This window comes from Mesorhizobium kowhaii (assembly GCF_003253745.1).
Lineage (GTDB): Bacteria > Pseudomonadota > Alphaproteobacteria > Rhizobiales > Rhizobiaceae > Mesorhizobium > Mesorhizobium kowhaii.
In genome coordinates this window covers 978,606-999,360 of record NZ_MZXV01000013.1, presented here as the reverse complement: position 1 = coordinate 999,360, position 20,755 = coordinate 978,606, and the positions used below count along the sequence as shown (strand labels likewise).

18 protein-coding genes and 1 pseudogene are annotated in these 20,755 nt (G+C 61.3%); 12 read left to right on the top strand and 7 right to left on the bottom strand.

The genetic code is table 11. The features are described 5' to 3' along the window. Positions 1-287 precede the first annotated feature (287 nt). The 4 genes from B5V02_RS07400 (at position 288) to B5V02_RS07385 (ending at position 3,237) form a co-directional block, all read left to right on the top strand. Entirely contained in the window at positions 288-527 is a 240-nt protein-coding gene (locus B5V02_RS07400) for a hypothetical protein (RefSeq protein WP_111543477.1), read from the top strand. Positions 528-702: 175 nt separating this feature from the next. Continuing rightward, positions 703-1,209, top strand: coding sequence for a hypothetical protein (locus tag B5V02_RS41065; RefSeq protein WP_208647047.1), 507 nt, complete (start codon positions 703-705; stop codon positions 1,207-1,209). A 118-nt stretch (positions 1,210-1,327) separates the two neighbouring features. Next, positions 1,328-2,332, top strand: coding sequence for an aldo/keto reductase (locus B5V02_RS07390; protein WP_111543476.1), 1,005 nt, complete (start codon positions 1,328-1,330; stop codon positions 2,330-2,332). A gap of 599 nt (positions 2,333-2,931) precedes the next feature. Beyond that, on the top strand, positions 2,932-3,237 hold the full coding sequence (locus B5V02_RS07385) for a hypothetical protein (RefSeq protein WP_111543475.1): 306 nt from the start codon (positions 2,932-2,934) through the stop codon (positions 3,235-3,237). Between the two features lie 85 nt (positions 3,238-3,322). Here the strand turns inward: B5V02_RS07385 and B5V02_RS07380 are convergent, their stop codons facing one another. Beyond that, positions 3,323-4,204 (bottom strand): alpha/beta fold hydrolase, encoded by an 882-nt coding sequence (locus B5V02_RS07380; RefSeq protein ID WP_111543474.1) that lies wholly within the window; start codon positions 4,202-4,204, stop codon positions 3,323-3,325. Between the two features lie 124 nt (positions 4,205-4,328). After that, complete coding sequence (locus B5V02_RS41455) at positions 4,329-5,858, bottom strand: bifunctional AfsR/SARP family transcriptional regulator/alpha/beta hydrolase (protein ID WP_245445752.1); 1,530 nt, start codon at positions 5,856-5,858, stop codon at positions 4,329-4,331. Positions 5,859-6,095: 237 nt separating this feature from the next. Between B5V02_RS41455 and B5V02_RS07370 the strand changes: the two genes are divergently transcribed. The 3 genes from B5V02_RS07370 to B5V02_RS07360 are packed head-to-tail and all read left to right on the top strand — an operon-like array spanning position 6,096 to position 8,274. Next, positions 6,096-7,451 carry a selenium-binding family protein gene (locus B5V02_RS07370; protein WP_111543473.1) on the top strand — a complete coding sequence of 452 codons (1,356 nt, stop codon included), beginning with the start codon at positions 6,096-6,098 and terminating at the stop codon, positions 7,449-7,451. Next, positions 7,448-7,819 (top strand): 2Fe-2S iron-sulfur cluster-binding protein, encoded by a 372-nt coding sequence (locus B5V02_RS07365; protein ID WP_111543472.1) that lies wholly within the window; start codon positions 7,448-7,450, stop codon positions 7,817-7,819. The genes B5V02_RS07370 and B5V02_RS07365 overlap by 4 nt, the downstream gene beginning before the upstream one ends. A 5-nt stretch (positions 7,820-7,824) precedes the next feature. After that, complete coding sequence (locus tag B5V02_RS07360) at positions 7,825-8,274, top strand: CoA-binding protein (protein ID WP_208647058.1); 450 nt, start codon at positions 7,825-7,827, stop codon at positions 8,272-8,274. Between the two features lie 173 nt (positions 8,275-8,447). On the opposite strand, the gene B5V02_RS07350 is transcribed toward B5V02_RS07360, so the two are convergent. From B5V02_RS07350 to B5V02_RS07340, 3 genes are all read right to left on the bottom strand, one after another. Next, complete coding sequence (locus B5V02_RS07350; protein WP_281004919.1) at positions 8,448-9,674, bottom strand: NAD(P)-binding domain-containing protein; 1,227 nt, start codon at positions 9,672-9,674, stop codon at positions 8,448-8,450. A 62-nt stretch (positions 9,675-9,736) separates the two neighbouring features. Further along, entirely contained in the window at positions 9,737-10,294 is a 558-nt protein-coding gene (locus B5V02_RS07345) for an OsmC family protein (protein ID WP_111543469.1), read from the bottom strand. 328 nt (positions 10,295-10,622) lie between these two features. Continuing rightward, entirely contained in the window at positions 10,623-11,681 is a 1,059-nt protein-coding gene (locus tag B5V02_RS07340; RefSeq protein WP_111543468.1) for a LacI family DNA-binding transcriptional regulator, read from the bottom strand. A 186-nt stretch (positions 11,682-11,867) separates the two neighbouring features. On the opposite strand from B5V02_RS07340, the gene B5V02_RS07335 reads away from it, so the two are divergent. The 4 genes and pseudogenes from B5V02_RS07335 to B5V02_RS42625 form a co-directional block, all read left to right on the top strand. Next, positions 11,868-13,028 carry a sulfite oxidase gene (locus B5V02_RS07335; protein ID WP_111543467.1) on the top strand — a complete coding sequence of 387 codons (1,161 nt, stop codon included), beginning with the start codon at positions 11,868-11,870 and terminating at the stop codon, positions 13,026-13,028. A 934-nt stretch (positions 13,029-13,962) separates the two neighbouring features. Further along, entirely contained in the window at positions 13,963-15,654 is a 1,692-nt protein-coding gene (locus tag B5V02_RS07325; RefSeq protein WP_111543465.1) for a DUF1963 domain-containing protein, read from the top strand. Positions 15,655-15,844: 190 nt separating this feature from the next. Further along, positions 15,845-16,153, top strand: a complete 309-nt coding sequence (locus tag B5V02_RS41450; RefSeq protein WP_245445750.1) for a hypothetical protein — start codon at positions 15,845-15,847, stop codon at positions 16,151-16,153. Beyond that, positions 16,045-16,437, top strand: a pseudogene (locus B5V02_RS42625) (class I SAM-dependent methyltransferase); the annotation flags it as partial. The gene B5V02_RS41450 and the pseudogene B5V02_RS42625, both read left to right, overlap by 109 nt. 236 nt (positions 16,438-16,673) lie before the next feature. Here the strand turns inward: B5V02_RS42625 and B5V02_RS07310 are convergent. Beyond that, complete coding sequence (locus B5V02_RS07310; protein WP_167458390.1) at positions 16,674-18,662, bottom strand: AI-2E family transporter; 1,989 nt, start codon at positions 18,660-18,662, stop codon at positions 16,674-16,676. A gap of 525 nt (positions 18,663-19,187) precedes the next feature. Between B5V02_RS07310 and B5V02_RS41445 the strand changes: the two genes are divergently transcribed. After that, positions 19,188-19,541, top strand: a complete 354-nt coding sequence (locus B5V02_RS41445; protein WP_111543805.1) for a hypothetical protein — start codon at positions 19,188-19,190, stop codon at positions 19,539-19,541. Between the two features lie 170 nt (positions 19,542-19,711). Here B5V02_RS41445 and B5V02_RS07300 read toward each other — a convergent pair whose 3' ends face one another. After that, the gene (locus B5V02_RS07300) at positions 19,712-20,644 is read right to left on the bottom strand and encodes a LysR family transcriptional regulator (protein ID WP_111543462.1); all 933 of its coding nucleotides are present in this window, start codon (positions 20,642-20,644) and stop codon (positions 19,712-19,714) included. Between the last annotated feature and the right edge of the window lie 111 nt (positions 20,645-20,755).

Genomic DNA, 20,755 nt, shown 5'->3' with positions numbered 1-20,755 from the left:
CAAATCTTTCTTTGTTGCGTCACTTGGCAGCTGGGGTTTTGACTGCCATCACGGATCAGCAACGAGCCCCGCAGCATTGCGTTCCGCCGGTGAGACTAAGGTCCGGGGGTGGTACGACTGAAGTCCTAGCGGGCAACCTATGCCTGGCCGACGCGTTAGAACCGCGCGCCGAGCACGAGCCCTTTCGTCGGCGACCAACCGAGTGTCCACCATTCCCCCATCGCGGGGCACCAGATCTAGCGTCCCCGCAGCGGCGGCGTGGCGTTTCCCCCAAAGCGAGGCGAACAGTGACCTATATCCAGAGACCGAGCACGCATGATGACGAAAGCCGACCCGCAAATGACAACAATGCTCGTGTTCCGGAGGTTCTTTCCGTCCTTGACCTCATCCCCTCGCCTGACGACGACAAAATCGCTGACATTGTCAGGCGCACAGAGCGCCTGGCCATTGCGTTGGTTATCGGAATGGCGATTTGCTTGATCGCTGCGCCGATAGTCTATGTTACCCTGACCTACTATTCTTACTGAGACTTGAGGTCTTACTGAGACTTGAGGTCTTACTGAGACTTGAGGGTTCGCCCGCCTCATAGGAGCGGCGAGCGAACCCTATCAACGCAGGAAGGGACATAGCTGCGCCGATGAGCAGAGGTCGAGGTCGATCTTGGAGGGTCAGCCGAGGGTAATCCCAATCACCAGAAAGGTGATGGCCACCGCGAAGATCGGTGCGAGCAACCAGCGCGCTTGGCCAACACTCCTATCCATAGCTTCCTCCAGCAAATCTAAAGCGGACAACGACCGTGAGAGCTGGCTGTTCCGAGGCGCGCCATTGGCAAGACCATTGCGTTTTGCGATCGGACTTAGGTCGCATGCGCCGCCCGACCGAAGCCCGACCCCTGGAACGTTTTTTGCGGGCGGAACAAGTCCGGCCCTCGGAAATTATCCCGTCGCCCAACAGGCGGAGGACGTTGTGAAAGGTCTGCGCAGTCTCCTTGCCGAACTGTCTTTGAGCTGGCTCAAACGCCGCAAGGCACAAGCGCCCCAGACCCTGAATCCCAAGACCGTGATCCCCAAGACCGTGACCACTGTCAAAGCCAATCCCCGCGCCGCCGAACACAAGACAAGGCAGCGCCCAGCCGAACACAAGGCAAACCAGCGCCCAGCCCACAAGCCCAAGCCACTGTCTTCCCGCGACGTCGCCTCGAACATGTGAGTCCCATTTCCGGCCGCTCTCGCCAGCCTATGCCGTTTATCGCGACGCGGCCGAACGGCTGTGGGAATTGAGCGGGCGGCTGCTATAGTCTGGTGATCCCCACCGGAGAACGCCAGCCATGACCCTGAAAACCCGCAAGCTCGGCAGCCAGGGGCTGCAAGTCTCGGCCATCGGCCTCGGCTGCATGGGCATGAGCCAGTCCTACGGTCCGGCCGATGAGGCCGAATCCATCGCCACGCTGCACCGCGCCATCGAACTCGGCTGCACCTTCCTCGACACCGCCGAGGTCTATGGCCCTCACACCAACGAGGCACTGCTCGGCCGGGCCTTGAAGGGCAAGCGCGACCAGGTGACCATCGCCACCAAATTCGGCTTCCGCATCGAAAACGGCAAGCAGCTCGACGGTACCGACAGCCGGCCCGAGCATATCCGCACGGTCGTGGAGGCCTCGCTGAAGCGGCTCGCCACCGACCATATCGACCTGCTCTACCAGCACCGCGTCGACCCGGCGGTGCCGATCGAGGATGTCGCCGGTACGGTCGGCGAGCTGGTGGCCCAAGGCAAGGTGCGGTTCTTCGGCCTGTCCGAGGCGGGTGCGGCCAACATCCGCCGGGCGCATGCCGTCTATCCGGTGTCGGCGGTGCAGAGCGAGTATTCGCTGTGGGAGCGCAATCTGGAACCGGAGATCATCCCGCTGCTCAGCGAACTCGGCATCGGCCTGGTGCCGTTCTCGCCGCTTGGCCGCGGTTTCCTCACCGGCGAGGTCAAGCGCGCGGAGGACTATCCCGAGGGCGATTACCGCCGCAACGACCCCCGCTACCAGGGCGAAAACTACGACGCCAATGTCGAGGCGGCGGCCAAGGTGCGCGACATCGCGGCGGCCAAGGGCGTCAAGCCCGGCCAGGTCGCGCTGGCCTGGCTGCTGCACAAGGGCACCGGTTTCGCCGTCGATATCGTGCCGATCCCCGGCACCAAGCGGAGAAAATATCTGGAGGAGAATATCGCCGCCGCCGCGATACAGCTCGATGCCGCCGAAATGGCCGCGCTCGACGACGCGCTGGCGCCGGGAAAAATCTCCGGCCCGCGCTATGGCCAGCGCGGCATGGCGATGGTTGATCGGTAGAGCCGATCAAGCGCGTGATCGCGAAACGTGGAATCCGGTTTTCGCTGGAGATCATGTTCAAACAAGAGATAGGGCCCCATCCCGATTCCATCGGGATGGAACAAGGGTCAAAACGCAATCAGCGCCCTGCCGCCAATGGCCGAGACGGGTGGGAAAAGTTGCCGTTCGGCTCAGCAGCCAGAACGAGCACGTTGCGCCCAGAAGCAGACATTCATTTCCCTCAGTAAATCATCGGTACCGAGAAACTCCACCAGTCTCATCGCAGCTGTCCCCTCCGGCCGCGCCAAAGTATCCATAAGCCAAAGTATCCATAAGCTAAGGTGACTTGGCATAGTGCTCGACCGCTATAGGAGACACCTTCCTAAGCGGGTTTCGCGAACGCCGGCTCTGGAGAAGCGCCAGATAGGTCGTCAATTGGCGCGAAGGAGACCTCTTTGCGACCCAGCCCTGGTTTCTGGATGGTTCACCAACCCATGCGAGAGGCTGCCCAACCACCTCTTCATCAATACTTCACCATAGCGACAATGGTTCCGGAACCTTTCTGATTGCTGCGGACTTCTGGGATTCACTGCAAATCCAACCAATGAAGGGGTCCCCGCATGAACGTCACTGCAGCAGGTATCGACCGCATCAAGATCGGCAATGCGGACGCGAGCGGCCAAGGCGCGCAATTCGTCGTTTGGCTTTATCTTCAGGTCGACGAAGGCGGCACACAGACCGGTCAGGAACTGGTCGTGTCCGTGCCGTACGACGCGCGTATGACGTTCGACGATCTCGCCTCCCAGGCTTTCGAGAAGGCGCACGCCATGCTTCGCGCCTGCTGCGAAATTGATGAGTCCATGTGGTGGAAGCAGTTCAACCGCAGCCTTGCGCCGCTGCCCGAATGGACATCGGGTGCGCAGTAGCTGGCAGGCGCCCCGCCGCGCCGGGATCAGCACGGCAGCGGCGCAGCGCGTGCTGAACGGCAAGATGCGCTGTCACGCCAGCCTGTCAACTCACTCCGGCAAGAGCCATTCGATGGCTCGTATCCTCATCGACATATGATGTCCTCGCGCTCCGCACGAAGTCGGCGAGCTCGCGATTGAAGCGGGAGGCGTCTTCGATGAAGGGGGCGTGTCCGACTTCGGAATACCAAGAAGCGCGGCTTGTGAGGCATATCTGAAGGATGCGCTCGCCCATTGCCGGCAGAACCACCGTATCGCCGCCGCCGTGGGTCATCAGCACAGGTTTGCGCAGTGTGGCCAGAACGTCGTCGGAATTGATCGCGCGGGTGACGAGCGCGGCCCGCACCCTTGCCGGAACGATGATGTTCCAGCACAGCGCGACCTCATATTCGTCCCTCGGCAGTGGCCGCGCGGTGCAGCCCTGCACGAATTCGCGCATCGCCTGGATGTTGGAGGGAAGGTCGTCCGCCGTCGCACCGGGCACGTGGTCGAGAAAACCCGGGCCGATCAGGACCCCGAACACCGCGCGGTCGAGCGTGACCGCCGCACCCACGAAGTTGATGCCGGCAATCGCGTCCTGACCGTATGCGCGCAGGTAGTCGCAGATGATGAAGCCTGCATAGGACCAGCCAACGAGAACCGGTCGGTCGAGCCGGAGTTGGTCGATGATCGCAGCGATATCATCCGCCCATGGCTTCGGCTCCGTATACTGCTCCTGTGCCTCAGGCGCTTCCGACATGCCGTGGCCGCGAAGGTCGAAGGCGACGAGGCGAAAGCTTTCCGCCAGGCGGCTCTCATACTGCTTCTTCCAGCACAGGTGATTTTGCGACCATCCATGGATGAAGAGGATGGCTGGAGCATCGGCCTTGCCCCATTCGTGCACATGCAGCTTCACGCCGCCTCCGCCGATCACTGTATGGATCTTCATCTCGGGTCCTCCTTTTGCCTGACTGGCGCCGACAGTCGCCGCCTGGCGTTAGAGGGGGTGTTGTTGCGGGCGTTGAAATGAGCGTAGGAATTCAAGGCTGCGGTAGCGCGGGCCGGCGGTTCCCTCACTCCGGGTAAGCCATGAAGGAGCTGACTTCCCGCAGAAAATCGGCGAAGGCCGGCTCGTCGCCGAGCAGGATATGGTTCGCGCTGTTGAGGTCGACGAAGCGCGCTCCCGGTATGCCGGCCGCGAGCAGCTTGCCTTCCTCGAAGGGGACCACGGCATCGTTCCTGGCATGCAGCACCAGGGTCGGAACGTCGACGTCCCCCAGCATCGCCGAAACGTCTATGTCGCCGAAAGTGGTGTGAAGCAGGCTGGCGTTGAGTGGCGATGTGGTCTGCCTCTGGAGATCGTTGAACCAGGCCATCTGCTCGCGGCTGGCACCCGGAATGAATGCCTCGGTGAACAGCTGGCGGAACGCCGAATTGTCCTTGCCCCAACCCTCGCGGATCAGGGTGGTCATCGCTTCATGCGCGTCGAGTTGGTGGCTGTCCCCACGCTTTCGCCGGCCCCTTGCATAGCCGCCATAGAGGATCAGGCGCGACACGCGCTTGGGGTGACGGACGACATAGGCGATCGATATGGCGCAGCTTTGCGAGACGCCGAGCAGCGGGAACCTGTCGAGGCCACTTGCGTCGGCGACGCTTTCCAGATCAGTGACCATGGCGTCGAAGGAGACGTCGCCGACGTTCCAGTCGGAGAGGCCATTGCCGCGCTCATCGTACCGGATCAGGGTATTCCCGGTCGAAAGCGAATAGATCCAGTGTCGCCACACCGGGCTTTCCCATTCATATTGCAGATGCGACATCCAGTGCGCCGCGCGAAGCAGCGGCGGGCCGCTGCCCGAAACCGCATAGGCGATCCGGACACCGTCCGGGCTGCTGCAATAGTGTATCTCCTGGGAAAGCTGGATGCACGGCACGGGGCCTTCGGCCAACGCCTGGTGCTCCTCGCGCGCCGGTGGCGGTTGCACCGCGCGCTCCCTGGCCGCAGCTGCCAGCGATCGAACCTCCAAGGCGATCTGCTTGTTGGCCGGATCGAGGGACTGCAGTGTCTCCGCGTGCGAAAGCGCCCGCTCAGGGTCCGAGCGCAGCCGCTCGACAAGCGCCTGCAGGATCATTAACCGGGTGCGATCCAGGGCGTCGCCATGGAATGTGCGCCACGCCTCGAACACCGGGCAGCGCGGCAGTTCCAGATCCTCGAGGAACCGCCCCCGGAACAAGGCAGCCGCCGTCTCCAGCCGCTCGGTGTCGAGGGAGCGCACATCGCCGGCGGTCATGTGGGCGACGCCAAGCAGATCGACGTCGAGACCGGAGGTATCGAAAAGCACGCTGTCCCGATCGGTCCTGAGAAAGTCACCATCGTCGTCGATGATGTGCCTGAGCTTCGAGAGGCTCCATCGCAGCGAAGCCCTCGGATCGTCCGGGATTTCCCAGAACATCTGGCACAGATGGTCGCGCCGCTGCCTCCGGTTCGTCACAGCCAGATAGGCGAGCAGGGCGCGGGTTTTCTTCGACGGCGGCAGCGCGATCTCCCGGGCGTCCCGCAGGACAACCAGTTGGCCAAGCACCTTGATCTCCAGTAGGCCCTTCATTTGGGACACCGATCGCCTGTGCCCAGTTTTATCCGATCTCCGATCGCTCCGCCAATGTTCCGTCGGGATAAGAAGCTGGCGTTGGGCGGTCCCATGGGCGCCCTGTCGCCGAGTTGTATGTCACGTGCGCACTTCACCAGCCACTCCGGCCGTAGCGCCAATGCCCAGCATGCACTAACATTCCAGCTTGACCCCGTTGGGGCTGGCCAGTGATCTGTTCAAATTGGGGAAGTACCCATGACCAATCATTGCTGTGGACCGGGCTATGCTTCTCCAGCCGAGGCGATGAGGGCACCTCGCGAAAAGCTGCTCTATACGATTGCCATCTACACCGGCACGGGCATTCAGAAGCCGGACTATTTGTGTACCATTGACGTCGATCCGGAGAGTTCGACCTACAGCCAAGTGATTTCACGTTTGCAAATGCCGGGTATTGGCGATGAGCTTCATCACTCGGGCTGGAATGCCTGTTCGTCGTGCCATGGCGATGCGAGCATGGAGCGGAAATATCTGATTGTGCCAGGTGTGCGCTCGTCCAATCTGCATATTGTCGATTGCGGTACCGATCCCCGCAATCCGACCCTATTCAAGGTCATAGATGGCGCTGAAATCAAAACCAGGACCAACTTGTCGGCACCGCACACGGTGCATTGCCTCGGCTCGGAAATCATCGTTTCCATGCTTGGCGACGCTCAAGGCAATGCCCCTGGCGGCTATTTGCAGCTCAGCAAGGAGTTCGAGATTGTCGGCCGTTGGGAAAACTCCATGGGCAGTATCAAGTTTGGTTATGATTTCTGGTACCAGCCGCGACACAACGTAATGGTCAGCTCGGAGTGGGCCGCGCCCAATACCTTCATGCCTGGTTTTGACCTGGAAGAGGTTGGCCATCTGAAATATGGCCGAGAGATCCATTTCTGGGATTTTGAAAAGAAGGAGCCAAAGCAAACATTCTATCTCGGTGAAGATGGCTTAATCCCGCTGGAAGTGCGATTCCATCATAATCCCGACAGCAGTCACGGCTTTGTCGGCGCGGCCCTTTCTGCAAATATCATCCATTGGTGGAAGGATGCGGCGGGTGATTGGCAATGGGAAAAAATTGTCGATGTCGACAATGAGCCGCATCCCGAATGGCCGATCCCAATACCGGGTGTGATCTCAGTCATTCTGCTCAGTATGGACGATAGATACCTCTATCTGTGCAACTGGTTGCATGGCGACATCCGTCAGTATGACATCTCGGACCCTCACAATGCCAAGCTTACTGGACAAGTGTGGATGGGCGGACTTCTCGGCCGTGCGCCTGAGGTCAATGGCGTGAGAGTGACTGGCGGGCCTCAGATGATACAGCTCAGCCTCGACGGCAAGCGCCTTTATGTGACGACCTCACTCTTCTCGACCTGGGATAATCAGTTCTATCCGGAAATCCGCACCAATGGCGGATGCATGCTGATGGTCAATTGCGATACGGAAAACGGCGGCATGGAAATTGATCCGCTATTTGTTGTTGATTTTGGCAAGGAACCAAACGGACCAAGCCGCTGCCACGAAACCCGTTATCCCGGCGGTGATTGCACGAGTGACATCTGGGTATGACCAGCTTCACCATCACTCTCGCCAATCAAGGCGGTGCGGCCTTTGACGTCGATCACCGCAAGCCCCTCTTGCAAAGCTTGCGCGAGCAGGGCGTGGATCTGCCGTATGGGTGCAAGTATGGCGGCTGCATAACCTGTGCGGCCAAAATAATCAGCGGCAAAGTCGATCAGAAAGCGCAACGGGCGCTGAACAACCGCCAGATCAACAATGGCTATATAATCCTCTGCGTCGCCCGCCCTATGAGCGACTGCACGCTGGAGGTCGGCGTTGAGAGCCACGACAAGCTCTATCGCAACCCGTTCCTTGACCCGCTGGCCGCTCATGAATTGAAAGCCGATATTGCGACCCCGTTGGAAGCAAAGAAATGACCCATATGAATCATGATGAGCCCTATTCGGAGGCTTATCTGCAAGAAATTCTGAAATCGGTCAAAACCATCGCGATGGTAGGGGCCAGCCCCGATAAAACCAAGTTTTCCTATGGTGTACTCAGGGTGCTGCACGAAATCGGCTATGACATGATCCCGGTCAACCCCAGTCCCGGTCTGGATGAAATTCGAGGGCTTAAGGTGTACGCGTCACTAGCGGCCATCGACCGGCCTGTGGATATGGTCGAGGTTTTTCGCCGCTCCGAAGATCTGTTGGAAGTTGCGCAGGAGGCCATCGCAATCAATGCCAAGGTTCTGTGGGGTCAGATTGGGGTGCGCGATGACGCTGCCGCCCAGTTGGCGGAGGAAGCGGGCTTGAAAGTGGTGATGAACCGCTGTCCCAAGATTGAGTTGTTCCGCCCCTTCTGGAAGCCGAAGTTGCACTTGGGAATATGATTGCAGGGTCACGGAATTCGGCGTTGTCGCGGCAACCAACCTGTTCCCCAGGTCTCAGACGTTGAGTCTGCTAAAGCGCGTCGCGTCGAAACGGATTCATGCGACGCGCTTTAAGTCTTTGTTTGTATGCATGTCGTTGTCTCAAAACCGGGGCCACTTTTGAGCGACATGCATTAGCAGATTGAATTTTGCCCGAGGTACGATGCCAGATGGTTGCTGAGATCACGCGCGTCGTCGCCGGCGCCGTCGATCAGCGCAGACTTGCGGCGGCGCAGAAACTGCATCCCCATCAGGTACATGCCCGGATGTTCCGCAACACCGCCGTCGTGCCGGACGTAACCTTTGCGGTCGAGGACCGGCAATTCCAGCCAGGAGTAGTCCGGCCGGTAGCCGGTGGCCCAGATGATCGTCCTGATCGCGCCTGCGGCGAAGTCGATGCCGAGCGGCGGGTTGTCCTCGACACGGGTCGGTGGCGGGCGATCCGGCGGCTCGACCGTAGCGTCCAGGCCGTTGGCGCGCGCCCATTCGTCGATGAGGTCGAGCAGCCGGGCCATCTTGAGATCGGAAAGCGCGCACATGTTGCGCAACGACCCCGCAAACTGGGCCTTGCCATCTTCGGTGATGCCGGCGAGACGGCCGACGAGCCTGACGCCGAGGTCGACCAGCGCATTGAGGTCGAGGGTGGTGCGGTCGGGTGTGCCGGCAAGCTGCAGCGAAGGAACCCGTCGCGCCCGCCTGATGTCGTCTACCTCGTCGTAACGCTCGTCGAGCACGCCGGCGGCGTCCATCCACCATTCCAGGTCCTTGCCGCGATAGACGCGGGGCGCCCGGATGTGCTCGCCCACCGACAGGGTCACTTGACGCCCCGAACGCTGCAGCTCCTGTGCGATCTGGGTGCCGCTCGACGACGCGCCCACCACCATCACGCCACCGTCGGCGACCTGCCCCGGATTGCGGTAGGACTGTGCCGTCAGCATGGCGACCGACGGAGGCACGCGGGCAGCCAAATCGGGCAGGCGCGCGATGTTGCACGCGCCCGACGCCAGCACCACGGTCCGGCACCGCCACTCGCCGCGGTCCGTGCGCACGAGATATCCCGCCCCGTCGCTGCGAACCGAGGTAACGGTCGTGTGTGTTCTGACAGGAGCCGAGATCACCTTGGCATAGTTCCCGAGGAAGTCGATGACCTCAGGCATCGTCCGGTAGCCGTCGGGGTCGTCGCCGTCATAGCGGAAGCCCGGCAGCCGGCTCTGCCAGTTCGGGGTGAGCAACCGTAGCGAATCCCATCGCTCGGTGCGCCAGGTATGGGCGATCTCGCCGCGCTCCAGCAGCACATGGTCGATCGAGCGCTCCGCGAGGCAGCGGCTCATCGCGAGCCCCGCGTGCCCTGCACCGACGATTACTGTCGTGACGGAACTAATCGCGCCCTCTTATCAGGAGAGTCTACGGCTCGAAGTGCCTTTCAATTCACCACGACCGTGACGTTCGTCGGATTGGTGACAATGTCATAGACCGCCGATCGCTTCTGCGACTGAGCGACGAGAGCCTCGATGTCCTCGGGCTTGGCGTCGGCGTCGATGTTGTACCTCACCGTGATGCCGCTGAAGCCGTTGCGGACGTCGCTGTCGATGCCGAGTATGCCCGCGATATCCATGTCGCCTTCGATGGTCGCCTTCACCGACTTCAACTGGATGTTCCGGTTCTGGGCAACCGCGGCGATGCCGGCGGTCAGGCAACTCGCCAGTCCGACCAGCACGTATTCGACAGGCGTGGCGCCCTGATCCAAGGAAGCGAAGACCTCCGGATGGTCCGCATCGAATGCGAAGGTGGTCTTGCGGTGCTGGTCCTGGCCGAGACCGTAGAAACTTTCGACCGTCGAGTGGCTGTGTGTGCCATCCTTCCATTCGCAGGCCGCGCGCCACTTGAACTGCGCGGCCTCCGGGGCGTTGGTAAGCGCTTCGCGGGCGCTGAGCAGCGCCTCGACGTTAACGCCGTTGTTTGCCTGTACTTCGGAAGCCATAATTATCCTCCCTACCTTGCACTGGCTCAAAAACCCGACCGATTCCACTGACCTCCTGATCAGATTTCACCATGGCCTGGCATGCTATGAGTAGCGAAGCGTTTCTTCAAGTTGTTTCCGCCGAGATATGGTCGTCCCTCTTGTACCGAGTTGCGCCTTTGCAGGCTAAGGGTGCCCTGCGTGTCTGTCGGCGTTCCACACCCCTGATGCCAGGCTAGAGGCATCGCGATGCAGTTCTTGAAGGCCGCCGGCAAGCTAGCCGACTGCATTTCCGCAGGGCGATCTTCTGATGCAGCTATGGCCGACGCGCTGCCGCTTCGAGCTGCGGCTACTTTCGGGGTGGTGCGGTCGAGGCGCGTACCACCAGCTTGACGGGCATCACCACGTGACGTGGCGGGCCGCCGTCGAGAAGCAGGGAAGCCGCGAGCCGCCCGTTCTCGAAGGCCGAATGGTGCACTGTGGTCAGCGGCGGCTCGGATCGCGCCGCACCGGCGACGTCGTCGAAGCCCACGACCGACAGGTCCCGCGGCACCGACAGGCCGCGCTTTTTGGCCTGCTCGATTATGTTCAAGGCAACGCCGTCGTTGAGCGCGATGACAGCGGTCGCTTCGGGCGCCAGGTCGAGGGCCATACCGGGACCGTTGCCGAACGCTGCCTCTTCCTCCGGCGTGCCGCATCCTTCCATGACCGGCATGTCATCGAATGAGAGGCCGAACTCGGCTAGTGCATCGGCCACGCCTGCCATGCGCTCGAGGATCGGCGGACCGACCGCGACGAATTGACGAGGAGCCCCGGTCGGAGGGTGGAAGACCGGCGGCACAAACTGCCACATGACGGAGGCGATCACGAAGCGGCGATGGCCGAGCTCCAGCAAGTGGCGTGTCACCTCTCTCGCCCCCTTGCGGTTCTCGATGGTGATCGACGTGATGTCGGGACCGGCGACGCCTGACACGACCACCGGCAATCGGCGACGCCGGGCCGGCTCGATCAGATCGATCTGCTCGGCGCTCTCGAAGATGAAGCCATCCACCAGGGCGTCGTTGATGCCCCACTCGTTCGCCCGGCCCGAGACGAGCGACAGTCCGACGCCCCGCTCCTCGCATGTATGGGCGACACCGCCGAGGAAAGCGTTGCCGTACTCGTGCGTGAAGAACAAGGTGATGCCGAAGTTGCCAATCGGCACCACGCCGATGGCATTGACCTTGCCGGAACTCAGCATCCGCCCCTTCGGGTCCGGGCCGGCATAGTGAAGCTCGCGCGCAACCGCCTCGATCCGCGCGCGCAGCGCCGGGCGGACGCGTTCGGGCCAACTGAAAACATTCGACACCGTCGTCTTCGAAACGTTGGCGGCTCTGGCGACATCCAAGAGGGTGACTGCTCTTCGCATGGCTGCCTCGTATCACGATTCGGACCGGTTCAAAAAACGTCTTGACTTTGATGCCGACTGGGAATGAACTCGGTTTTGTACCGGTACAAATAATGTACAAATATTGTATTGACCGGTACAAAATACAAACTGACCGGTTCAGCTTCTCATCCGGTAGGCCGGTCGCCCAACGGGGAGGACGCCTTCATGCAGGAGATTCCACGTCGAGAATTCATTGCCAACGGCAGCGCAGCACTTGTGGGCCTGGCGGCCTTCTTCGCTACCCGCCACGCCGATGCCTTTCCAAGCCGCCCCGGCGAGGAAGTCGTCAAATGGCTCGATCAGCTGCCGCCGAACCCGGTTCCGCAGGTCATCAAGAATCAGCTCGTCTGGGAGGACCTCGATTCCTGGGTAACGCCCAACGACAAGTTCTTTTCAATCGCGCATTTCAACCGGCCGGCCATCGAGGAAAGCGCGTGGAAGCTGGAAATCGGCGGCCTGGTCAAAAAGCCGCTGGTCCTGACGCTTGCCGACATCAAGGCCCGGCCGCGCCAGGAAGTCACCTTCACGATCGAATGTTCGGGCAATACCGGCCTGCCGTTTTTCAACGGCGGAATCGGCAATGCGCGCTGGGCGGGTACGCCGCTCGCCCCGATCCTGAAGGAGGCCGGGGTCCTCGACAGTGGCATCGAGGTCGTCTTCTGGGGCGCCGACGAAGGCGAGATCAAACGAGCCGACGAGGTCACGTTCAAGCAGAATTTCGCGCGCAGCATGTCGCTCGCCGACGCCATGGATCCAAAAAACATCCTTTGCTACGAGATGAACGGAACTCCCTTGCCGCCCGACAACGGCTTCCCGCTGCGGCTGATAGCGCCGGGCTGGTACGGGATAGCGAACGCGAAATGGCTCAAGCGCATCGACGTGCGCGAACAGCGCTTCGAGAGCCGGTTCATGGGACGCGACTACGTCACGGTCCGCGAGGAAGACCATAACGGCGAGACCGTGTGGGTGGAAACCTCCGTCGGACGGGCAAGGCTCAAATCGGCGCCGGCCCGGGTTACCCATATCGGCAACGACTACCGGATCGTCGGCGCCGCCTGGGGCGCGCCGGTCGACCGGGTCGAGGTGAAGATCGACGATGGGCCGTGGATGCCGGCGACCATCGACGGCACCGACAAGGCGGAGTTCGCCTGGAAGATGTGGTCTCTCGATTGGCCCAAGCCTTCCGCCGGGGAGCACACCGTCACCTCGCGCGCGATCGATACAAGCGGCAACATCCAGCCGGCGATGAGCGATCCGTGGATTGCCAAGAAACACACCTACTGGGAGAGTAACGGTCAGGTGACCCGCCGCATTCAGGTCGGTTGAGGCTTGCCGGGTCGCTCACAGCGGCCTTGCGGTGAAACAAGTCGAGATTTGCAGTTCTCGCAGGGTGGGAAGCCGACATTCGAAGCCTCGTCGGAAAGGCCGCTAAGCGCCACAAGCGAACAATCCGCTATCGGATGCTTTCCCGTAGCGAACGCGAACATCCGTTCAGGGCAGCGAGCGGCGCGACCGAATTTGCCACGGCCGCGCACCTTTTCCGATGCCGATCCCGGCAGAGACGCGCAGTATTTAGCTTAGCCTGGGTGAAGTAGAGAGATCTTCACACGAGGTGCGAAAAAACAACGCAAATACAGCTGATTGGTTACGACGTAGGTATTCTCGCAGATGTGGTATTGATCGTCTGGGGATTCCTGTACACGGTCCCGTGGGATGATGAAATTGTGCGGCAGGTAAATGTAACCGCCGTCGACCCTCATCCGCACCGAAGAGCGCGGTATGGCACGGCAATCGGAACCACCGCAACACTTGAATTTCGTCTGCGGGTCAAACTTGTTTTCGTACCAATCATGGGCGCTGGCGGCTGTTGCGGCGGCGATACACATTGCCGTGAAGATGAATCTTCGCATGGCCTTCCTCAGGTATCTGGCAGGCGCCGCTCCTTCGAGCGTCCATGTATATTAGCGTTCCATTAAAAATACCATTGGCCCCCTGACCACCAATGGCCCCCTGACCAACGCAGCTCGAGCAAGCGACGCTCGCAACGGAACGACTGCAAAGTGTGGGAAACGGACATTCGAAACCGCTCGTCCGAAAGGCCGCTACGCGCCAGGTGCTCATGGATGGCCGATCGGGAACGTCGTGATCCGACCCATATCAGGCGAACGGGTTGAGGATCGGTATGGTCCCTTGCTTGCGCAACGCCCCATATGACGGCAATAATTTGGTTTCGGCAGGCTGACGATGGGGGGTAAGCGTCATGGAAAAGCTGATGCCGCTGCTTGTGGTCGGGGCGATGCTCTTGATCGTTGGCAGCCTGATCTATCGCGGAGGAAAAGGCATTGCCGGGCTGTTTTCCGGTTCGGCTTCAAAAGGCAAGCCACAGCCAAGGCGTGAGAGAACCTCTTCCCCACTCGCCGATGCAACCGAACCGTCAAACGACGCTCGGGACAGTTCCGCCTTGCCGGTCGGCAAGGCGCGTCAGCGCACGCTGGCATCGTCTCAAGCGGCCCATGCTGCATCGCCCCGGTCTAACTCTGCAGCAGAAAAGCTGATCGCCGAAATACAGCAGCAAGCCAAGGACAGCGACGACCAGCGCAAGGCGAAGTTCAAAGCGCATGTCGAGCGCAAGATCCCGCCGATTTCCGTCGATGGCCGCGAAGCGATCGAACGCGGGCAAGCCGCGCGCCTTGCGATCAAACACGTCTTTCCGCCGCGCCTTCCCCAACGGAGCATGAGCTATTTTGGCGGGCTGCCGATTGTCCCCGATGAATTCGACTGGCCGACGGTTCACAATCGGAAGGGATTGCTCGAGCGCCTCAATTTCATGGCGCAAATTGACTGTTCGGATCTGCCACCGGGACCTGGACGAGATCTGCTGCCCGAAAAGGGCTACCTCTATTTCTTCGCGCCGATGTCCGACACGTTTGGGGCGGACGCGATGCACTTCGTGACGCGGTATGAACCGCGTCACGTGACACAGAAGTGGCAGCCGCTTGACATGCCCTTCACCGCCAAGATTCTGGGATCGGATCCGATTGACGAAATCTTGCGGGGCAAGCGAACTCACTATGATCGGGTCGAGGTCGAGTTTGCCTGGATCGAGGAGCCGACCGACGCCGAAGTCGCGGCGCGCGCGGGCGAAGGTCATGCTTTCGAGGTCGCGGACAAAATTCGGACCGAAAGGGTTGAGGCCTTCTACGGTCCGCAAATCGCCCCGGATCCGCTGCTTTCCGCTCATCATGCGCCGAAAGACACGCTTTGGGCGCCGTACCCGGGATTTCCGGCCAATTGGCATTCTGCGCGGATCGTTCGGAAGCTTGTGGAGGCCTATCACCGCGAAGAGACGGCCGATGTCACGGCACAACTGAAGGCGCTTGGCGATGTTGCCGAAGATGATCCGGAGGCCAAGCGGCTACGGGTGGTGCAGCGCGAACTGTCGGCGTTCGGTTCGAAGATGTTCAACGCATTCTTTCCGACGGTTCATGCCGGACTGAAGGAATATGACGCACCTCCTCCCGAGCTGAAGCAACAAATCCTAGCCTTCCTGGAGGACTTGCGCGTCAACGGCATGCCGTCATCTTCGGCACGGCGGCCGCATCGCCGTCAACTTCCGCTGGTGATGAATGATTGGCTTTCAATCGCGGCGATCCAAGGCGCCGAGGGGGGACTGACAGATCCGGACGGGGCAGCCCTCATAGGCCCTGACGTCGTAGCCGCCCTGTCTCCCCGTCACCTGTCCCGTAGCCATCAGATGCTTGGCAAGGGTGAAGTCGTCCAGGTCGCAGCCGACGAGATGAAGGACCGCTACCTGCTGTTGCTTCAACTTGGGCCGGATATGGCGCTCAATTGGACCGTCGGGGAGATGGGGCCGCTTCAATATTGGATTACGCCTGAGGACCTTGCGGCCAAGCGATTCCAGAACGCAATTCTGACAATCGAAGCCTACTGAGTCAGTGACCCCTGGCCGCTTTACCACCCTCTCGCGACGTTCTCGCCGGCTATCCGCAATGGCGGGATCGGGTCAAATGCTGCCATTCGTCTCGTCGATTGGAACGAGAAAGTGGCGCCAAGTCGAGACACTGGCGCTGGACGTAGCGAACGTCGCGATCCGTGCTAGAATTAGGCACATTGGGGTCTCGATGAACGATACTGACTACGTGCTGGGGCATGCAGAGGCGGAACTGCGCCGCCTCAGTACCCAGGCGCGGTTGATCGATCCGATCACGCGTCGCTTTCTGGAAGCTGCCGGGATCGCAAAAGGTATGCGCATCCTCGATAAGGCAGCGGGGCCGGCGATGTCGCGTTTCTCTGCAGCGAACTCGTTGGACCGACTGGCGAGGTTGTGGGAACTGACCTTGCCCTTGCAGCTGTCGAACGGGCGGAACTGCGCGCCAAGAATGCCGAGTCAGGCAGAATCTCCTTCAGACACGGCGATCCGGCTGAACTGATTTTTGACGAACCATTCGATGCGATAGTTGGTCGCTACGTTCTCCAGTTCATACCCGATCCAGCACAGTCGCTTCGACAGATCGTCCGTCATTTGCGGCCTGGTGGGGTCGTCGTATTCCACGAACTTGACTGGGATGGCGCTCGTTCGTCGCCCCCCTCGCCAACATACGATCAGGTATGCGGGTGGCTCAGCCGTACAATCGAGGGGCGGGAGCGCAGGTGCGCCTTGGTGCGCGACTTGCCTCTCTGTTTGAAGAGGCTGGTTTATCCTCGCCGATCCTGAGGTTGGAGGCGGTCATCTCGTCAGGACCACAGGCAGTTGACGTTGTGCACCTTGTGACCGATCTCGTGGAGACACTACTGCCGACCATGGCGAGGCTAGGGATCGTGGCAGCTTCGCAGGTCGACCCCTTTACACTCGCTGACCGTATCCTTTCAGAGGTCGGTGCCGGCGGCACGTTGATGGGCCGATCGGAGATAGCTGCCTGGACCACCAAGCCGGAGTGAACGCACACGACCCTAGCTCGCGGTTGCGGCCTGAACCTTTTTGGGGGCGGCCCGCTGCCGGCGCATACGGCGTTTGGCGATCAGCTTGACGGCAACCGGCGGCTCGTTTGACAGCGCGCCGACCACGGCGTCGACCATGCCATGGGCCACGAAATCCGCGTTCATGTCATGGGCAAGCTTCTCGGCCGTTTCCTTGTCGTCATTGCCGGTCTCCGACCAGAACACGATGCCCACCCGAAGTGCGGCCTTCGCACGCTTCAGCCGGCGAACCAGAAAACGCGCGTGCTTGACGGAATCCCGGTTCAGGAAGCCGACCACGACCGTGTCGATGGCATCGAGCTCAAGGCGGCGAATGTTCGCAGGGTCGATGTCGGCGAAGCCCACCTTCGACACTGTCGCGCCCTGCACTTCCAGTACCTGCGCAAGCATCGCCGCGGCGGCATCGTCGAGTTCGCCACGCCCGCCGGCGCACAGCACCGACATATCCGTGCCATCGGGCAGGTCGGCCTCGTCCGCGCCCGCGGCATCGTCATGGTCGCCCGGCTCCCCGGCCTCGGGCGGGACATCCTCCTCGGCCGCTTCCTGTTGCGCGTCGTCGTCGAGGTTGGCCACCAGCGTCAGGGCACTGGCCGCCACCTGCCGCCTTTGCAGGTCGCCCATGACGCCGCGCACACGGTCGCGCTCGCCCAGCAGAAGTGCCGGAATGGCCACCTTGTCGTAGAATTCGAAAAGATATTTCTCTTCCAGCATCTCCTCGGCGTGGTCGGTGGCTTCCTCCGGATCACCAGCCAGCAGCCGCTGGTAGAGGCGCGCATGGGGTTCGAGCACGGGCTCGTTGCCGAACAGTACGTCGAGGAATTCAAACTGCGGCACGTGCCTGCCCAGCACCACCAGACAGACGGTGAGCGGCGTTGACAGGATCAGTCCGAGCGGCCCCCAGAGCCACGTCCAGAAGATGGCCGCAACGATGATCGCCAGCGGCGACAGCCCCGTTCGCGAACCGTAGAGCCAGGGTTCGACGACGTTGCCGGTGACCAGCTCCATCACCACGAACAGGGCGGCCGTCCACAGGACCAGCGACCAGCCGGGTGCCACGGCCAGCGCCAGGAACAGCGGCAGCAGCATCCCGATGGCCGGGCCGATATAGGGAACGAAACGCAGCGCCAGCGCCAGCAGCCCCCAGAGCAGTGCGTTCGGAATGCCGAGGATCCACAGTCCGGCTGCAATCGGTATGGCGTAGACGATGTTGACGACCAATTGCATGAGCAGATAGCGGCCCACCCGTTTGCCGGCCTCCTGGAGCGCCTCGGTGGTGCGGTGAAGGTCGCCATAACCGACAAGCCGGATGAAGCGGTCGCGCAAATCCTCCCGTTCGAGCAGCATGAAGATAACCACGACAATGATCAGCCCGGCCGATCCGAGCGGGCTGATCAGCGGGCCGACGATGTTCTGCAGGACCTCGAGCGGCCTTTCGCGCGCGATGATCTCGACGGGCACCGGCTCGCGTGGTGGCTTTTCCGGCGTGGCGGCCGGCAGCGACGCGTCCTGCCTGTCGATCTCCTGGCCGACACGCTCGACCACGCGGCTCAATTTGGCAATGATCCCTCCCCCGACACCGGTTTCCTTGAGCGACCGGATCTTGGTCAGGATGTTGGTCTGGTAGACCGGGATGTTCTGCGCCAGTTCGCTGACCTGCGTGACGACAATGAAGCTGAACAGGGCAAGTGCCGCGAAAGCGCTGAGCACGCTGGCGATGACAGCCGCAATCCTGGGGATGCCGACCCGTTTGAGCGCCGAGACGAGCGGCGCAAGCGCGAAGGTCAGCAGCAGCGCGATGGCGATCGGCAGGAAAACCTCGCGCCCAAAATACAGCGCCGCCACCGTCGTGACGGTGGTCGCCACATTGGGCAATGACGTTCGCGGGCGGGGCGCTGCGGCCGAAAGAATGTCCTCCAACCCTTGAGCCGGAGACGCCGTGCCGTTTCGACGATTGGCCGTCACTTGGTTTCTCCCCTGCCAACGGTCATGATCGGGCATATTGAGCCGGCGTGCAACTTTCGCCAGTGACGAGTTGCTCGTCACTGGCTGCGGGGCATTTATCAGGATGGCGCGAGATGGCCGCACTCGACGAAGCACCGGCGCCGCGAAAATCTCCGGCCCGCGCCATCCCGGCCGCGCCATGGCGATGGTCGACCGGTAGAGCGCGCGGGGGCATGGTCCGAAGAGTCGGAACGGCTTTTCGCTGGAGATCATGCTCAAAACAAGAGATAAGGCCCCATCCCGAATCCATCGGGATGGGGCAAGGATCATAACTCAATCGGCTGGCTGCCGGAAATGGCCGAGATGGGTGGGACGTTGCCGTTCGGCTCAGCAGCCAGAACAAGCACGTGCGCCAGAACAGACATTCATGTCCCCTCGGTAAATCGATGGTACCGGGAACTGTATTTCCCCAGTCTCATCGCAGCGGTCCCCTTGTCGCGAGGAGGGTTCTATGTACTCTCGAAAATGCTGTGGAGAAGACCCGGGATGAGACTTGCAGTGTTAGTCGCGTTGGCCACGGCAGTAACTGGATGTGTGAGCTCTCCGGTCGATTATGGAGCGTCGCTTTCGACGCAAGACCCGAAATGGGTATCGCCGGAGTGCCAACAGGCCCGTGTTGACGCTTCGAACTATGATGCTCGCGAAAAAGAGCATCCCGGTTGGGGGACCGGTATCTTCCTTGGCCCCTACGGATTAGGGCTCGCAGCGGCCATCAAAGAGCACGAGCAAAAGGAGCGAAAGATCTTCGCCCGCGAAATACATTTGCAGTGCTCAAGTTTGCCACTGCCGAAGGAACTCGAGGGCGATCCGAGCCCCCCGGCCACGACAAAATATCCATAAGCTAATGCATGTCGCCCAAAAGTGGCCCCGGTTTTGGGAGAACGACATGCATAAAACAAAGACCTAAGGCGCGTCGTCTGAATCCATTCAGACGCGACGCGCTTTAGGTTGGGCGACGATCGACCAGTGGAAGACTTGGGCTATCGGGGTTTCTCGACCTCGCCGTAACCTCACCGTCGCGGATAGGCTGCCCGGCACACGGACATCACGGTGTCGCGCAGCCAGCGATGCGCCGGGTCGGCATCCATGCGAGGATGCCACATGGCCGATATCTTGAACTCCGGCACGGGCAGCGGAAGCTCGAAGCTCTCGAGACCCGCCGTGGCGGCGTGGTCACTTGCCATTGTGTTGCCAAGACACGAACGCGGCACGGCCGCGACCAGATCCGATTGGCGCGCGATCCGCATTGCATCCGGGTAGCCGGGCACGACAACCATTATAGCCCGTCCAAGGCCAAGCTTCTCCAAAGCGCCATCGATCGTCTCGATCCTGTCCCCTTCCTTGGACGCCACGACATGGTTGCAGGCCGCATATCGTTCGGGCGTCACCACTGCTCCCAATAGCGGATGCCCGATCCGGGCCACGCCGACAAGCCTGTCATGGAACAGCAATTGGGTGCGTATCTCCGGCGCTGACGTTCCAAGCACGCCGATCTCCAGATCAATGAGACCTTCCCGAAGCGGGCGCGCATCCTTGTCGGGCTTGGCTACAAAACGCAGGCGCATGCGTGGCGCTGCCTGGGTGACGGCGGTCACGACGGGACCGGACAGAAATTCCAGGAAGGCTTCGCTGACACGTATGGTGAATGTCAGGTCGAGTGAGGCGACGTCCACGTCGGTGATTTGCGGCCGCAGCACCGCCTGCACATCCCGCGCAAGCGCACGGACGCGATCGCGCAACTCGGCAGCGCGCGGTGTCGGCACAAGTCCGCGCCCGGCGCGGACCAGCAGCGGATCGCCTGTCGCGGCCCGAAGTCGTGTCAGCGTCCGGCTCATCGCCGATGTGCTCAGGCCGAGGCGGCGGGCCGCCCCTGTCACACTGCCCTCGGCGAGCAGCGCATCCAGCGCCGCGAGAAGGTTCAGATCGACATCGCCATTGTTCATGACACGAGCCTATCCCACTCGCTCCGTCTGACATAGCGCCTGATGCAACTATACTTTGATTTTGATGCGTCTGGCGCCCGGCGTGCGGTTGCCTATATCCGCGGGCACCCT

Coding starts and splice junctions, on each gene's coding strand:
- B5V02_RS07340 (WP_111543468.1), bottom strand. CDS start 11,681: ATGCGAAGAGCAGTCACCCTCTTGGATGTCGCCAGAGCCGCCAACGTT.
- B5V02_RS07390 (WP_111543476.1), top strand. CDS start 1,328: ATGACCCTGAAAACCCGCAAGCTCGGCAGCCAGGGGCTGCAAGTCTCG.
- B5V02_RS07380 (WP_111543474.1), bottom strand. CDS start 4,204: ATGAAGATCCATACAGTGATCGGCGGAGGCGGCGTGAAGCTGCATGTG.
- B5V02_RS41445 (WP_111543805.1), top strand. CDS start 19,188: ATGAGACTTGCAGTGTTAGTCGCGTTGGCCACGGCAGTAACTGGATGT.
- B5V02_RS07365 (WP_111543472.1), top strand. CDS start 7,448: ATGACCAGCTTCACCATCACTCTCGCCAATCAAGGCGGTGCGGCCTTT.
- B5V02_RS41065 (WP_208647047.1), top strand. CDS start 703: ATGGCCACCGCGAAGATCGGTGCGAGCAACCAGCGCGCTTGGCCAACA.
- B5V02_RS07370 (WP_111543473.1), top strand. CDS start 6,096: ATGACCAATCATTGCTGTGGACCGGGCTATGCTTCTCCAGCCGAGGCG.
- B5V02_RS07360 (WP_208647058.1), top strand. CDS start 7,825: ATGAATCATGATGAGCCCTATTCGGAGGCTTATCTGCAAGAAATTCTG.
- B5V02_RS07385 (WP_111543475.1), top strand. CDS start 2,932: ATGAACGTCACTGCAGCAGGTATCGACCGCATCAAGATCGGCAATGCG.
- B5V02_RS41455 (WP_245445752.1), bottom strand. CDS start 5,858: ATGAAGGGCCTACTGGAGATCAAGGTGCTTGGCCAACTGGTTGTCCTG.
- B5V02_RS07325 (WP_111543465.1), top strand. CDS start 13,963: ATGGAAAAGCTGATGCCGCTGCTTGTGGTCGGGGCGATGCTCTTGATC.
- B5V02_RS07335 (WP_111543467.1), top strand. CDS start 11,868: ATGCAGGAGATTCCACGTCGAGAATTCATTGCCAACGGCAGCGCAGCA.
- B5V02_RS07345 (WP_111543469.1), bottom strand. CDS start 10,294: ATGGCTTCCGAAGTACAGGCAAACAACGGCGTTAACGTCGAGGCGCTG.
- B5V02_RS41450 (WP_245445750.1), top strand. CDS start 15,845: ATGAACGATACTGACTACGTGCTGGGGCATGCAGAGGCGGAACTGCGC.
- B5V02_RS07300 (WP_111543462.1), bottom strand. CDS start 20,644: ATGAACAATGGCGATGTCGATCTGAACCTTCTCGCGGCGCTGGATGCG.